12 protein-coding genes are annotated in these 12,950 nt (G+C 44.2%); 3 read left to right on the top strand and 9 right to left on the bottom strand.

Annotation, left to right across the window (positions count from 1 at the left end):
- Nucleotides 1-13 precede the first annotated feature (13 nt).
- The 4 genes from iscU to trmJ form a co-directional block, all read right to left on the bottom strand.
- Nucleotides 14-391 carry a Fe-S cluster assembly scaffold IscU gene (gene iscU / locus DUN60_RS01495; RefSeq protein WP_004735094.1) on the bottom strand — a complete coding sequence of 126 codons (378 nt, stop codon included), beginning with the start codon at nucleotides 389-391 and terminating at the stop codon, nucleotides 14-16.
- 33 nt (nucleotides 392-424) lie between these two features.
- Nucleotides 425-1,639 (bottom strand): IscS subfamily cysteine desulfurase, encoded by a 1,215-nt coding sequence (locus tag DUN60_RS01490; protein ID WP_114633011.1) that lies wholly within the window; start codon nucleotides 1,637-1,639, stop codon nucleotides 425-427.
- A 27-nt stretch (nucleotides 1,640-1,666) separates the two neighbouring features.
- The gene (gene iscR, locus DUN60_RS01485; RefSeq protein ID WP_017079865.1) at nucleotides 1,667-2,188 is read right to left on the bottom strand and encodes a Fe-S cluster assembly transcriptional regulator IscR; all 522 of its coding nucleotides are present in this window, start codon (nucleotides 2,186-2,188) and stop codon (nucleotides 1,667-1,669) included.
- Nucleotides 2,189-2,304: 116 nt separating this feature from the next.
- Nucleotides 2,305-3,033 (bottom strand): tRNA (cytosine(32)/uridine(32)-2'-O)-methyltransferase TrmJ, encoded by a 729-nt coding sequence (gene trmJ / locus DUN60_RS01480; RefSeq protein WP_004735091.1) that lies wholly within the window; start codon nucleotides 3,031-3,033, stop codon nucleotides 2,305-2,307.
- A gap of 180 nt (nucleotides 3,034-3,213) precedes the next feature.
- On the opposite strand from trmJ, the gene suhB reads away from it, so the two are divergent.
- Entirely contained in the window at nucleotides 3,214-4,017 is an 804-nt protein-coding gene (gene suhB / locus DUN60_RS01475; RefSeq protein WP_004735090.1) for an inositol-1-monophosphatase, read from the top strand.
- Between the two features lie 240 nt (nucleotides 4,018-4,257).
- On the opposite strand, the gene secF is transcribed toward suhB, so the two are convergent.
- The 5 genes from secF to queA all read right to left on the bottom strand — a co-directional run bounded on the left by secF (nucleotide 4,258) and on the right by queA (nucleotide 9,920).
- Nucleotides 4,258-5,205: a protein translocase subunit SecF gene (gene secF, locus DUN60_RS01470; protein ID WP_004735089.1), complete on the bottom strand. Its 948-nt coding sequence runs from the start codon at nucleotides 5,203-5,205 to the stop codon at nucleotides 4,258-4,260.
- A 14-nt stretch (nucleotides 5,206-5,219) separates the two neighbouring features.
- Nucleotides 5,220-7,076 carry a protein translocase subunit SecD gene (secD, locus tag DUN60_RS01465; RefSeq protein ID WP_004735088.1) on the bottom strand — a complete coding sequence of 619 codons (1,857 nt, stop codon included), beginning with the start codon at nucleotides 7,074-7,076 and terminating at the stop codon, nucleotides 5,220-5,222.
- Between the two features lie 20 nt (nucleotides 7,077-7,096).
- Nucleotides 7,097-7,426, bottom strand: coding sequence for a preprotein translocase subunit YajC (gene yajC, locus DUN60_RS01460; RefSeq protein WP_004735087.1), 330 nt, complete (start codon nucleotides 7,424-7,426; stop codon nucleotides 7,097-7,099).
- 110 nt (nucleotides 7,427-7,536) lie between these two features.
- The gene (gene tgt, locus DUN60_RS01455) at nucleotides 7,537-8,673 is read right to left on the bottom strand and encodes a tRNA guanosine(34) transglycosylase Tgt (protein ID WP_004735086.1); all 1,137 of its coding nucleotides are present in this window, start codon (nucleotides 8,671-8,673) and stop codon (nucleotides 7,537-7,539) included.
- A 194-nt stretch (nucleotides 8,674-8,867) separates the two neighbouring features.
- Nucleotides 8,868-9,920: a tRNA preQ1(34) S-adenosylmethionine ribosyltransferase-isomerase QueA gene (gene queA / locus DUN60_RS01450; protein WP_017092445.1), complete on the bottom strand. Its 1,053-nt coding sequence runs from the start codon at nucleotides 9,918-9,920 to the stop codon at nucleotides 8,868-8,870.
- Between the two features lie 334 nt (nucleotides 9,921-10,254).
- On the opposite strand from queA, the gene DUN60_RS01445 reads away from it, so the two are divergent.
- Nucleotides 10,255-10,698, top strand: coding sequence for a CBS domain-containing protein (locus DUN60_RS01445; RefSeq protein ID WP_054548105.1), 444 nt, complete (start codon nucleotides 10,255-10,257; stop codon nucleotides 10,696-10,698).
- A gap of 276 nt (nucleotides 10,699-10,974) precedes the next feature.
- Nucleotides 10,975-12,915 (top strand): HAMP domain-containing methyl-accepting chemotaxis protein, encoded by a 1,941-nt coding sequence (locus DUN60_RS01440; protein ID WP_054548106.1) that lies wholly within the window; start codon nucleotides 10,975-10,977, stop codon nucleotides 12,913-12,915.
- The last annotated feature ends 35 nt before the right edge of the window (nucleotides 12,916-12,950 follow it).

Genomic DNA, 12,950 nt, shown 5'->3' with positions numbered 1-12,950 from the left:
GGTATTGAAGCGATTAGTGCTTCTTTTTGTAATCCGCAACAGCTGCTTTGATTGCATCTTCAGCAAGAATTGAACAGTGAACTTTCACTGGTGGCAACTCAAGCTCTTCTGCGATTTCAGAGTTTTTGATTGCAGCTGCTTCATCAATACTTTTACCTTTAACCCACTCAGTTACTAGTGAACTAGAAGCGATTGCGCTACCGCAACCGTAAGTCTTGAATTTTGCGTCTTCAATAATACCTTCTGCAGATACTTTGATTTGCAGTTTCATTACGTCACCACAAGCTGGAGCGCCAACCATGCCGCTACCTACACTTGGGTCTTCTTTATCAAACGAACCTACGTTACGTGGGTTTTCGTAGTGATCAATTACTTTTTCGCTATATGCCATGATAGTTACCTCGAATCCTCTATTTCCGTGAGATTAGTGATGAGCCCACTCAACAGTGTTCAAATCAATCCCTTCTTTATACATATCCCATAGAGGAGACATGTCGCGTAATTTGTTTACCGCTACACGGATTTGTGCAATCGCGTAGTCGATTTCTTCTTCCGTTGTGAAACGGCCGAATGAGAAACGTACTGAGCTGTGTGCCAGTTCATCGTTTAGACCAAGAGCACGTAGAACGTATGAAGGCTCTAGGCTTGCTGATGTACATGCTGAACCCGATGATACTGCTAGGTCTTTTAGAGACATAAGCAGAGACTCACCTTCAACGAAAGCGAAGCTCACGTTTAGGTTGTGTGGTACACGTTGGTCTAAGTCGCCGTTTACGGTTACTGCTTCTAGATCTTGAACACCTTTCAATAGGCGCTCACGAAGTGCTAGTGCGTGATCGTAATCTTTCTGCATGTCTTGTTTAGCGATAGCAAACGCTTCGCCCATACCCACGATTTGGTGAGTAGCAAGAGTACCAGAACGGAAACCACGTTCATGACCGCCGCCGTGCATTTGCGCTTCAAGACGAATACGTGGCTTACGACGAACGTACAAAGCGCCGATGCCTTTAGGGCCGTATGCTTTGTGTGCAGACATAGAGATAAGGTCAACTTTCATCTCTTTTACGTCTAGTGGGATTTTACCCGCAGACTGCGCCGCATCAACGTGGAAGATGATCTTGCGTGCACGACATAACTCGCCGATTGCAGAGATATCTTGGATTACACCAATCTCGTTGTTAACGTGCATGATAGAAACTAAAACAGTATCTTCACGCATTGCAGACTGTAGCTTGTCTAGATCAATGATGCCGTTTGCTTCTGGCTCAAGGTAAGTTACCTCAAAACCTTCACGCTCTAGTTGGCGACATGGATCAAGAACCGCTTTGTGTTCTGTTTTGCACGTGATTACGTGCTTACCTTTCTTCTCGTAAAAGTGCGCTGCACCTTTGATAGCAAGGTTGTCTGACTCTGTAGCACCTGACGTGAAAACAATTTCACGTGGGTCTGCATTTAGTAGATCGGCAATTTGCTCACGAGCATTATCTACTGATTCTTCTGCCTGCCAGCCGTAACGGTGTGAACGAGATGCAGGGTTACCGAAGTTACCGTCCATCGTCATGCACTGAACCATTTTTTCAGCAACACGTGGATCGACTGGGCATGTAGCTGAATAGTCAAAGTAAATAGGCAGTTTCATTTTCTACTCCAATGTAAAAACTGACCGCTAAGAGCGGGCATTAACACCGTGAGGTGCTGCACTAATCGTTGTAGTGCTCGTATTTTTATGTGCAAAACCATTATTAACCGCAAGATCGATATCTTGGCGATCAGAAATCTGTAAAACTTCGTTATCTTTCATTAGCTCACCGAGCGTAATGTCGTTTAAGAAGCTGCTGATTCGGGAGCTTAAATCACGCCATAAAGTGTGAGTTAAACAACGACTACCACCTTGGCAGTCTGCTCGACCGTGACACTTAGTTGCGTCCACTGATTCGTCGACTGCAGCAATCACAGTTCCGACAGCGATGTCGCTCGCTTCAGCACCTAAACGGTAACCACCGCCAGGACCACGAACACTAGCAACTAAGCCTGCTTTACGTAACTTAGAAAATAGTTGTTCTAAGTAAGATAACGAGATGCCTTGTCGCTCTGAAATGTCAGCCAGAGGAACTGGGCTCTTTTGCGAATGCAGTGCTACATCTAGCATAGCTGTTACCGCATATCTTCCTTTAGATGTAAGTTTCATATCACACCGTATCCACATTGTTTATGTGGTTGGAATTTTCCCATACCCGACTAAATTGGTCAAGTATTTAGTTGACTATTTTAGTCAGGTATTCATCCCTACAAGCAGAGTGGGTTTTATTTGTCGTTTTTGCTCTTCTCAATTGAAGTCAAAATGCCACGTAGAGTATTGATCTCTTGCAGTTCAGGACGAGCTCGGCTGAACAGACGACGTAGCTTGTTCATCACCTGACCCGGTTTATCCTTAGAGATAAATTGGGTATCAATGATCACTTTTTCAAGGTGTTCATAGAACATTTCTAGTTCTTCGTGACGTGGGTACTCATCTTGTTGCTGTGGCTGATATTGACTCGCAACCATATCAAGGTGTGCCACGCGAACTTCATAGCTTAGCGTCTGCACGGCCATCGCTAGGTTCAATGAGCTGTATTCAGGGTTGGCTGGGATACATACATGGAAGTGGCACTTCTGAAGCTCATCGTTAGTCAAGCCAGTACGCTCACGGCCGAAGACTAATGCGACTGGGTGCTTTTGACCTTCAACGGCAAACTTTTGCCCGCACTCTCGAGGCTCTAGCATTGGCCATTCAAGCGTACGTGAACGTGCACTTGAACCAACTACCAAACCACAGTCTTTTACTGCTTCATCCAATGTAGACACAATGGTCGCGTTTTCTGCGATGTCACCCGCACCCGCAGCCAGTGCTAAGGTCTGCTCGTCAACTTCACATTGAGGGTCTACAAGAACTAATTGACTCAAACCCATCACTTTCATTGCGCGAGCTGCTGATCCGATATTCCCTGAATGAGACGTACCAACCAGAACGACTTTTACATTGTCTAACATGCTATATGACACCACTTTAAAAATAATCGCGAGATATTAACACATAGCAAAGTAAAATGGTCAGACCCTTCTCGGAATGTGAAACTAAGAGTTCAAAAAACAACCACTTCCCTTTTGCAAAAAATTTGGTATACTCGCCGCCGCTTTAAACTGTTCTTTAACATCTTGTGGGAAAAACCTATGCATCCAATGCTAAACATTGCGATACGCGCTGCGCGTAAAGCTGGCAACCATATTGCTAAATCTCTAGAAACAACTGATAAGATCGAATCGTCTCTAAAAGGTAACAACGATTACGTTACTAACATTGCTCAAGAAGCTGAGTACATGATTATTGAGACAATCAAATCATCTTACCCAGAGCACAGCATTATTTCTGAAGAGTCAGGCCTGACTGAAGGTAAAGATTCTGACGTACAATGGATCGTTGACCCACTAGATGGCACCAACAACTTTGTAAAAGGTTTCCCTCACTTCTCTGTATCTATTGCTGTTCGTATGAACGGTCGTACAGAAGTTGCTTGTGTTTATGACCCAATGCTAAACGAGCTATTCACAGCTCAACGTGGCTCTGGCGCTCAACTTAACAACGCTCGTATGCGTGTTACTCAACTTAAAGACCTTCAAGGTACTGTTCTAGCGACTGGTTTCCCATTCAAGCAAAAACAACACTCTGAATCTTTCATGAAGATCATCTCTGGTCTATTCGTTGATTGTGCGGACTTCCGTCGTACTGGCTCTCCTGCACTTGATCTATGTTACCTAGCGGCTGGCCGTGTTGACGGTTACCTAGAACTAGGCCTTAAGCCATGGGATCTAGCAGCTGGCGATCTAATCGCTCGTGAAGCTGGCGCTATCATGACTGACTTTGCTGGCGGTACTGATTACATGACGTCTGGTAATGTTGTTGCTTCAAGCGCGCGTGGTGTTAAGTCTATTCTTAAGCACGTTCGTGAGAACTCTAACGAAGGTATGCTGAAGTAATTCAGACCTTACGTTAATGCTCCTTTTTTCAAGGGCGCATAGAAATTTCAAAGCCTCGCTATTGCGGGGCTTTTTTGTATCTGCGATACGAGATACGAGATACGAGATACGAGATACGAGCAAGGTGGCGGTTAGTTGCGACGAGCACAACGCAATTCGCCATCGACAGAATACAGACGTAAAAAAACCGCTAGTTGCCTAGCGGTTTTTTTGGTTCAGCGAAAATTGTTAAGCCAAGGCCTAAGGCATTTCGTCAAACTCTTCACCTTCTTTATCCACTTGTGGTGGCATTAGGTGTTCACGCGTAATACCCAACTTCATAGCGAGTGCAGATGCAACGTAGATAGAAGAATAAGTACCAACCGTAATACCCAATAGAAGTGCAGTCGCGAAGCCGTGAATCATAGCGCCGCCCTGAGCGAACAGTGCGATAACTACGAATAACGTTGTACCAGAAGTAATCAATGTACGGCTCAATGTTTGTGTGATTGAGCTGTTCAGTACTTCGGGTGCTTCACCCTTACGCATCTTACGGAAGTTCTCACGAATACGGTCAAACACTACTATGGTATCGTTGAGGGAGTAACCGACTACCGTTAGCAAGGCTGCTACGATAGTAAGATCCACCTCAATTTGCATTAGAGAGAACACACCCAGAGTGATGATAACGTCGTGCGCCAGTGCTAGTACTGCACCTGCCGCCAAACGCCATTCGAATCGCACTGACACATAGATCAAGATACAGATCAGAGAAACAAGGATAGCAAGGCCACCCGCTTCTGTTAGCTCGTCACCCACATTAGGGCCAACGAATTCGATACGACGCATCTCAACTTGCTCACCAGTACCATCTTTAATTGCAGACAGGATCTGGTTACCAAGCGTTTCGCCAGCAACACCGTCACGTGGACGTAAACGAACCATTACCTCACGTGCAGAACCAAAGTTCTGTACCGTTGCATCACCGAAACCTTCCGCTTCTAGTGCACTACGGATATCAGGTAGGTTTGCTGGTTGCTCAAAACCCACTTCAATCAGAGTACCACCGGTAAAATCTAGACCCCAGTTCAACGATTTCGTTGTTAAGGTAAAGATAGCAGTACCAATCATCAAAATTGAGAATAAAAAGGCAACCTTTGACCAACGCATAAAGTCGATCATTTTTTCTGCTTTTAGAATCTGAAACATATTAATTCCTAGCCTTAGATCGACAGTTTCTTAACGCGTTTGCCGCCATACATCAGGTTCACGATACAACGTGTTCCGACAATAGCTGTAAACATTGAAGTTAAGATACCGATAGACAGCGTTACCGCGAAGCCTTTAATTGCACCTGTACCTACAGCAAATAGAATAATGGCTGTCAGTAGTGTGGTGATATTTGCATCGGCGATGGTGCTAAATGCGTTCGCATAACCTTGGTGAATCGCTTGTTGTGGACTGCGTCCATCTCGAAGTTCTTCACGTATACGCTCAAAGATAAGTACGTTGGCATCGACCGCCATACCAACCGTCAATACGATACCGGCAATACCTGGCAGAGTCATAGTAGCCCCTGGGATCATCGACATAACACCGATAATCAACACCAAGTTAGCCATCAGAGCAACGTTCGCAATCAAACCGAAAGTACGGTAGTAAAGCAGAGTAAACAACATTACTGCAGCCATACCCCAAACCATCGCCATGATACCCATATCGATGTTTTGTTGACCCATAGATGGACCAATCGTACGTTCTTCTACAATCGAGATAGGTGCAATCAATGCACCAGCACGTAGTAAAAGTGCCAAGTTATGAGCTTCAGCCGTTGAGTCGATACCTGTAATACGGAAGTTACGACCTAGCGCAGATTGAATCGTCGCTTGGTTGATCACTTCTTCGTGCTTACTTAAGATCACTCGACCTTCTGGTGTTTTACGACCGCTGTCTTTGTACTCTGCAAATACCGTAGCCATAAGCTTACCGATATTCTGACGAGAGAATGTAGACATCTTGCTACCACCTTCGCTGTCTAGCGAGATGTTAACTTGTGGGCGACCATATTCATCAACACTTGAGCTTGCATCAGTAATACTTGAACCGCCTAGAATAACGCGCTTCTTAAGTACCACAGGGCGACCATCACGGTCTTGCTTGATTTCGCTACCCGCAGGGGCACGACCAGAAGCGGCAGCGGCTAAGTCAGCACTACTATCAACTTCACGGAACTCAAGTGTCGCCGTTGCACCAAGAATTTCTTTAGCGCGCGCCGTGTCTTGAACACCAGGCAATTCCACTACGATACGGCTAGCACCTTGACGTTGAACCAAAGGCTCAGCAACACCAAGTTCGTTAACACGGTTACGTAGAATGGTAATGTTTTGCTCTACTGCGTAGTTACGGATTTCTTGAAGACGAGCATCTGTAAAACGAGCAACCAAAGAGAAACGACCATTAGATTCTGAATCTACGAACGTCATATCTTGGTGCTTAGATTGCAGTAGCGATTTCGCTTCAGCAAGCTGCTCTTCGTTACGTAGAATCACTTCAACTGCATCTTTACCCGATGGGCGAATAGCACGGTAACGAATTTTTTCTTCACGAAGTTCACTACGGAAGGCTTCTTCTTGTTGGCCAACTAGCTTTTGCATCGCAGCATCCATATCCACTTCCATTAAGAAGTGAACACCACCACGTAGATCAAGACCCAGTTTCATTGGTGCAGCACCAATAGATTCAAGCCAATCAGGAGTTGAAGCCGCAAGGTTTAAAGCAACGATAACATCATCACCTAGTGCTTCTGTGATGATATCACGGGCACTAATTTGCGTATCTGTATCGTTAAAGCGAACAAGAATGGAACCGTTTTCTAGAGCAACGGATTTAGTAGAAAGGTTCTCTGCTTCCAGAGCATTGGTGACAGCATCCAGCGTAGACAGATCTACAGAGGCGCCACGCGCCCCTGTAACTTGAACTGCCGGATCTTCACCGTATATATTCGGAAGTGCGTACAACGCGGCGATAGCGATGGCAAACACCACCATCAAATACTTCCATAACGGATAACGGTTTAGCACAGCGAGGATCCTCTAGCTGTTTATAGTGATTTCAGAGTACCTTTTGGTAGCACTGCTGTAACGAAGTCTTTCTTGATAACGACTTCGTTGTTTGCGTTCAGTTCGATAGCAACGTAGTCGCTGTCTTCTGCAATCTTAGTAATCTTACCGATTAGACCGCCGCTTGTTAGAACTTCATCGCCTTTGCCCATAGAAGACATAAGGCTCTTATGCTCTTTTACGCGCTTAGCTTGTGGACGGTAGATCATGAAGTAGAAGATCACAGCGAACATACCTAGCATGATAAGCATTTCGAAACCGCCGCCTGCTGGTGCACCTTCTACTGCTGCGTGAGCTTGAGAAATAAACATTAAAAACATCCTCTATTATATTTTGGTAATTGTTTGTCTAATTGGGTTGTATCCCTTTATTTTCAAGCCCCAACTCTCGGAAGAGAGATGGGGCTCGCAAAAAAGAAATACTAAGATTCTTTACCTAACGGTGGCACTTCTCGCCCCATTCTTGCGTAGAACTCAGCAACGAACTCTTCAAAACGGTCTTCATCAATAGATTGACGAATGTCTGACATAATTCGTTGGTAGAAACGCAGGTTATGAATCGTGTTCAGTCGAGCACCTAGGATTTCATTACAACGATCCAAATGATGCAAGTACGACTTGCTGTAGTTCTTACAAGTGTAACAGTCACAATCTGAATCTAGTGGTGTTGTATCGGTTTTATGCTTCGCATTACGGATCTTGATCACACCTTCAGTGACAAACAAGTGGCCGTTACGTGCATTTCGCGTTGGCATAACACAGTCAAACATGTCGATACCACGACGAACACCTTCAACTAAGTCTTCAGGTTTGCCTACGCCCATTAGGTAACGTGGCTTATCTTCAGGTAGTTGAGGACATGTGTGCTCAAGAATACGGTGCATGTCTTCTTTTGGTTCGCCTACTGCTAGGCCGCCAACAGCGTAACCGTCAAAACCAATTTCTGTTAAGCCTTTAACGGATACGTCACGAAGGTCTTCGTATACGCCACCTTGAACGATACCGAATAGTGAGTTCGGGTTTTCTTGCTTGTCAAAGTGATTGCGTGAACGCTGAGCCCAACGAAGAGACATCTCCATTGAGTCTTTAGCTTCTTTATGCGTTGCAGGGTAAGGCGTACATTCGTCAAAGATCATTACGATGTCTGAGCCTAGATCCTTTTGGATTTCCATCGACTTTTCAGCGTCCATGAAGATCTTGTCACCGTTTACAGGGTTACGGAAGTGAACACCCTCTTCAGTGATTTTACGCGTCGCACCTAGGCTGAATACTTGGAAACCGCCTGAATCAGTCAGGATAGGTCCTTTCCAGTTCATGAAATCGTGCAAGTCACCGTGCAGTTTCATGATTTCTTGACCAGGGCGTAACCATAGGTGGAACGTATTACCTAGCAAGATTTCAGCACCTGTGTCTTTCACTTCTTCAGGTGTCATGCCTTTAACCGTACCGTAAGTACCTACAGGCATGAATGCTGGTGTTTCAACGCTACCACGTTCAAACTGAAGTTGACCACGACGTGCGCCGCTGTTTGTTTTTTTAAGTTCGTATTTTAATTTCACGAAGCCTCCAATATGCCAGAGAAACAATCTGACTGATAATTCAGAACCTTAAGCTAAACATAAGTTCAATCTAGCGAGTTCTATGAGGAGCGGTCGCGTATTCCTTGCGAGAGATTAGACAGACACCCTGCCCGACTCCTAGCTTACTGCTAGCACCCGTAAATTCTGCTTATATCGTTTATAACCAGCTAAAATTAGCTCGTTTTCTTATTGATGAACATCGCATCACCGTAGCTGAAGAAACGGTATTCGCTCTTCACTGCGTGATCGTATGCGCCCATCACATTGTCATAACCAGCAAATGCACTCACCAACATGATCAGTGTTGATTCTGGTAAGTGGAAATTGGTAATCAAGCAATCCACCAACTGGTATTCATAACCAGGGAAGATGAAGATTTCTGTGTCACCAAAGAAAGGAACTAACTCAGTGCCATTTTTCAATGCATCTTGAGCCGCACTTTCTAGTGAACGCACAGAGGTTGTACCGACAGCGATAATGCGTCCGCCGCGAGCTTTTGCTGCTGCAACGGCATCAACCACTTCTTGCGGTACTTCAACGTACTCTGCGTGCATGTGGTGATCGTTGATATTATCTACTTTTACCGGCTGGAACGTGCCAGCACCAACGTGAAGCGTCACGTAAGCAAACTCGACACCTTTTTCTTTCATGCCAGCCATGAGCTTGTCATCAAAGTGAAGACCTGCTGTTGGCGCTGCAACCGCACCCGGCTTTTCATTATAGACAGTCTGGTAGCGCTCTTTATCTGCATCTTCATCAGGACGATCGATGTAAGGAGGCAGTGGCATGTGACCAACGCTGTTCAGAATCTCTAAAACGCTTTGATCGGATGTGAAATGGATTTCAAACAACGCATCATGACGCGCTACCATTTCAGCTTCATACTCATCGTTCTCACCAAGGAACAACTTCGTGCCCGGCTTCGGTGATTTAGAACAACGAACATGCGCAAGAATGCTTTTCTCATCGAGCATACGCTCCACTAGCACTTCAAGCTTACCGCCTGAGGCCTTGCGACCGAATACACGAGCAGGAATCACGCGAGTATTATTAAAAACAACAAGATCGCCTGGCTCAACCAAGTCTAAAACGTCTTTAAACGAACCATCAGCTAGGTTACCGCTGTTGCCATCTAATTTAAGCAGGCGGCTTGCTGTGCGCTCCTCTTGAGGGTAGCGAGCAATGAGTTCATCTGGTAGGTCAAAGTGAAAATCTGAAACTTGCATGTTTGTAGTCTTGTCTTAGTTGATGAGATTTGTGCTGTTGACGAATAATAAATCATGGTTGCAGATCAATCGTTACGGTAAGTCAATCGTTACCAGAAACACATCACAAACACGACTAAAAATTTCGCAGTGGGCTAGTATAGGCACACGAGCCGCAATAGCAAGGTTTACAGCACTGGATTATTGTAAAGAGGCGTAAAATAATGCTACTGATTCACCACCTCAAACTAAAGAATTAGTTGCATAAAACTCACCCAAGAATGCGTCAGATCTCAGTTATTTTTTGGATAAAAAACTATAGTAATAGCAACAAATAAAAAAGAAGGAGGTTCGTATGATCAAGGTTGAAGATATGATGACTCGCAACCCTCATACCCTATTGCGCTCACACTCACTTGCCGATGCTAAGCACATGATGGAAGCGCTTGATATCCGCCATATTCCGGTCGTTGATTCCGACAGGCAACTACTTGGCGTCGTCACACAGCGAGACGTTCTAGCCGCTCAAGAATCTAGCCTGCAAAACATCCCACAAGCTCAATCATTTACTCTTGCTACACCGCTCAACGACATCATGCACAAAAGCGTAATGTCTGTAGAACCACGAGCAGGATTGAAAGAATCAGCTGTTTATATGCAGAAACACAAAGTGGGCTGTTTACCTGTCGTAGATGATCACGAATTAGTAGGCATTATCACCGACAGTGATTTCGTCACGATAGCGATCAACTTACTCGAACTACAAGAAGAAGTAGAACCCGAAGAAGTTGAAGGTTAATCAAGGTTGTTTTACCCGCAAACCCCCTAGAGCCTTTCAATCCAAGGCTCTTTTCATGCCCCAACTCTCACATATTCACTGTGAAACTCACCGCACCCTTCATTTCTTCTTAGAGACCTGTTCCAAAAAATAAGCATCTCAACAAACCTATCTGACTTATTGTTCTTACATATGAGAATGTAAGACTCTAATTAGATTTATTGATATATCTATCGTTTGGATAATGTAAAAATTTGTTAACAATAAAAACAAACTGCCTTTCTGGGAATGATACTTATGAGTTTAAAGAAATTGCTGTCCTTGGGTTTTGGCGTGATTCTTGCGCTAATTTTGGTTATTTCAGTCGTTGCTTCATTGCGCTTTTATCAATCTAGTCATGGGTTTAATACCTATCGCTCTCTTGCATTAACCAGTGTATCCACTGGGCGAATCCAAGCCAACATATTGGAAGCTCGTTTATCTGCATTAAAATATATAAAGAACCCTGTTGTATCGCATGCTTCAGAGCTCAATAAGCGCATCACAACATCAATTCAGTTGATTGACGAAGTATTGGACGCTCATATTGACGACCTACATAAAAATGAGTTTTTAGCGATAGAGAAGCAGCTTAAACAATACAGCCAGGGCTTTAACCAGGTAGTGCAACTGGTCAATACTAGGAACAACTTAGTTAAAGAAAACTTAGATCCATCAGGTCTTAAGATGCGACAAGCAGTGACTAACTTAATGACGCAAGCTTCTGCTGAAGAAGATTTAGAAGTTGCTGTCAGTTCAGGGCAACTTCAACAACATGTGTTGTTATCACGATTGTATGCTTCTAAATTTTTGACTAGCAACAAAATAGAAGATGCTCAACGAGCTCAAAAAGAGTTTGCGTCCGCCACATTTCTCGTAGAAACCATAGAATCTCAATTGATGTCAGACGAGCAAATTCGTTACTTAGCTGATTTTAATAATGCCTTTAAAACCTACCGAGTCACTTTTTCAGAAGTTGTTAACACGATAAAGGAACGAAACAACATCGTTTCTGGAACCCTTGATATTGCAGGTAGCAATGCGGCGAAAACAATTGAAGAAATAAAGCTATCTACCAAGTCACAACAAGACTCCGTCGGACCAAGCATGGTTGAACGATTTTCAAATGCTCAATTTATCTTAGGTGCTCTTTCAATTATTGTTATCGCGATTGCCCTTGGCATTGCCATCTCGATTTATCGTAGCGTCTGGAAAGTCGTAGGGGGAGAGCCTAGCGATATTCAAGCAATTGTAGAAGAAGTCGCTTCCGGTGACCTTTCAAAACAGATTCCAATAACAGGTAAAGAAACGGGTATATACGCAAACATTTTAGAGATGCGCCAAGAGCTACGTCGTATCATCGATGGTTTCCACCAAATTTCAGACAATGTTTCAGCGGCTTCAGTCGAGTTAACGGCCGTGATGAGTCAAACAGAAGGGAATGCTCAACAAGAACTGAGCCAAATGGAGCAAATAGCAACAGCCATCAATGAACTTTCTAGTACTGCGAATGAAGTTAGCCATAATGCAGCTAGTGCTGAGAACGCGGCAACGGGGGCAACTTCCAATGTTAAAAAGGGCGGCGTTTCACTCGATGCCTCAGATGATATATCTCGCAAGGTTGAAGACTCAATCGAAGAGACATCAAATATCGTAAATCAACTGCAAGAGTACTCGGTAGAGATCGGTACTGTTATTGAAGTGATCAACTCCATCTCTGAGCAAACGAACTTGCTAGCACTCAACGCAGCCATTGAGGCCGCACGAGCTGGTGAGCAAGGGCGTGGTTTTGCTGTCGTTGCTGATGAAGTTCGTTCTCTGGCGGCTAAAACACAACAATCAACTGTCGATATTCAAGAGATAATCTCTCGACTTCAAGCACAAGCAAAAGATGCCAACCAGTTCATGCAATCTAATCTATCGTTAGCCGTAGAGTCGCGTCATTACAGCGAACAGCTTAGAACGGCATTCGCATCAATAACGGAGTCTGTTGGCCTGATTTCAGATATGAATACACAAGTAGCAACAGCATCTGAAGAACAATCAGGAGTCACACAGGATATTTCACAAAATGTTTCTTTGACCTTTGATATCGTTCACCAAAATGTTTCAGGAATCGAACAAAGCAAACAAGCGAGTGAGGAGTTATCTTCATTAGCAGTGAAACAAAAAGACTTACTGAGTTTTTTCAAAATCTAACGCTATAGATAAATTTCAAACGCCACATCTTGTGG

This window comes from Vibrio splendidus (genome assembly GCF_003345295.1).
Classification (GTDB): Bacteria; Pseudomonadota; Gammaproteobacteria; order Enterobacterales; family Vibrionaceae; genus Vibrio; species Vibrio splendidus_K.
The sequence above is the reverse complement of the archived record's forward strand: the minus strand, read 5'-3'. Positions and strand labels throughout refer to the sequence as shown.

What these genes read in the sequence shown, in the direction of transcription:
- iscU (WP_004735094.1), bottom strand. Translation starts at nt 391, where the DNA reads ATGGCATATAGCGAAAAAGTAATTGATCACTACGAAAACCCACGTAAC.
- DUN60_RS01490 (WP_114633011.1), bottom strand. Translation starts at nt 1,639, where the DNA reads ATGAAACTGCCTATTTACTTTGACTATTCAGCTACATGCCCAGTCGAT.
- iscR (WP_017079865.1), bottom strand. Translation starts at nt 2,188, where the DNA reads ATGAAACTTACATCTAAAGGAAGATATGCGGTAACAGCTATGCTAGAT.
- trmJ (WP_004735091.1), bottom strand. Translation starts at nt 3,033, where the DNA reads ATGTTAGACAATGTAAAAGTCGTTCTGGTTGGTACGTCTCATTCAGGG.
- suhB (WP_004735090.1), top strand. Translation starts at nt 3,214, where the DNA reads ATGCATCCAATGCTAAACATTGCGATACGCGCTGCGCGTAAAGCTGGC.
- secF (WP_004735089.1), bottom strand. Translation starts at nt 5,205, where the DNA reads ATGTTTCAGATTCTAAAAGCAGAAAAAATGATCGACTTTATGCGTTGG.
- yajC (WP_004735087.1), bottom strand. Translation starts at nt 7,426, where the DNA reads ATGTTTATTTCTCAAGCTCACGCAGCAGTAGAAGGTGCACCAGCAGGC.
- queA (WP_017092445.1), bottom strand. Translation starts at nt 9,920, where the DNA reads ATGCAAGTTTCAGATTTTCACTTTGACCTACCAGATGAACTCATTGCT.
- DUN60_RS01445 (WP_054548105.1), top strand. Translation starts at nt 10,255, where the DNA reads ATGATCAAGGTTGAAGATATGATGACTCGCAACCCTCATACCCTATTG.
- DUN60_RS01440 (WP_054548106.1), top strand. Translation starts at nt 10,975, where the DNA reads ATGAGTTTAAAGAAATTGCTGTCCTTGGGTTTTGGCGTGATTCTTGCG.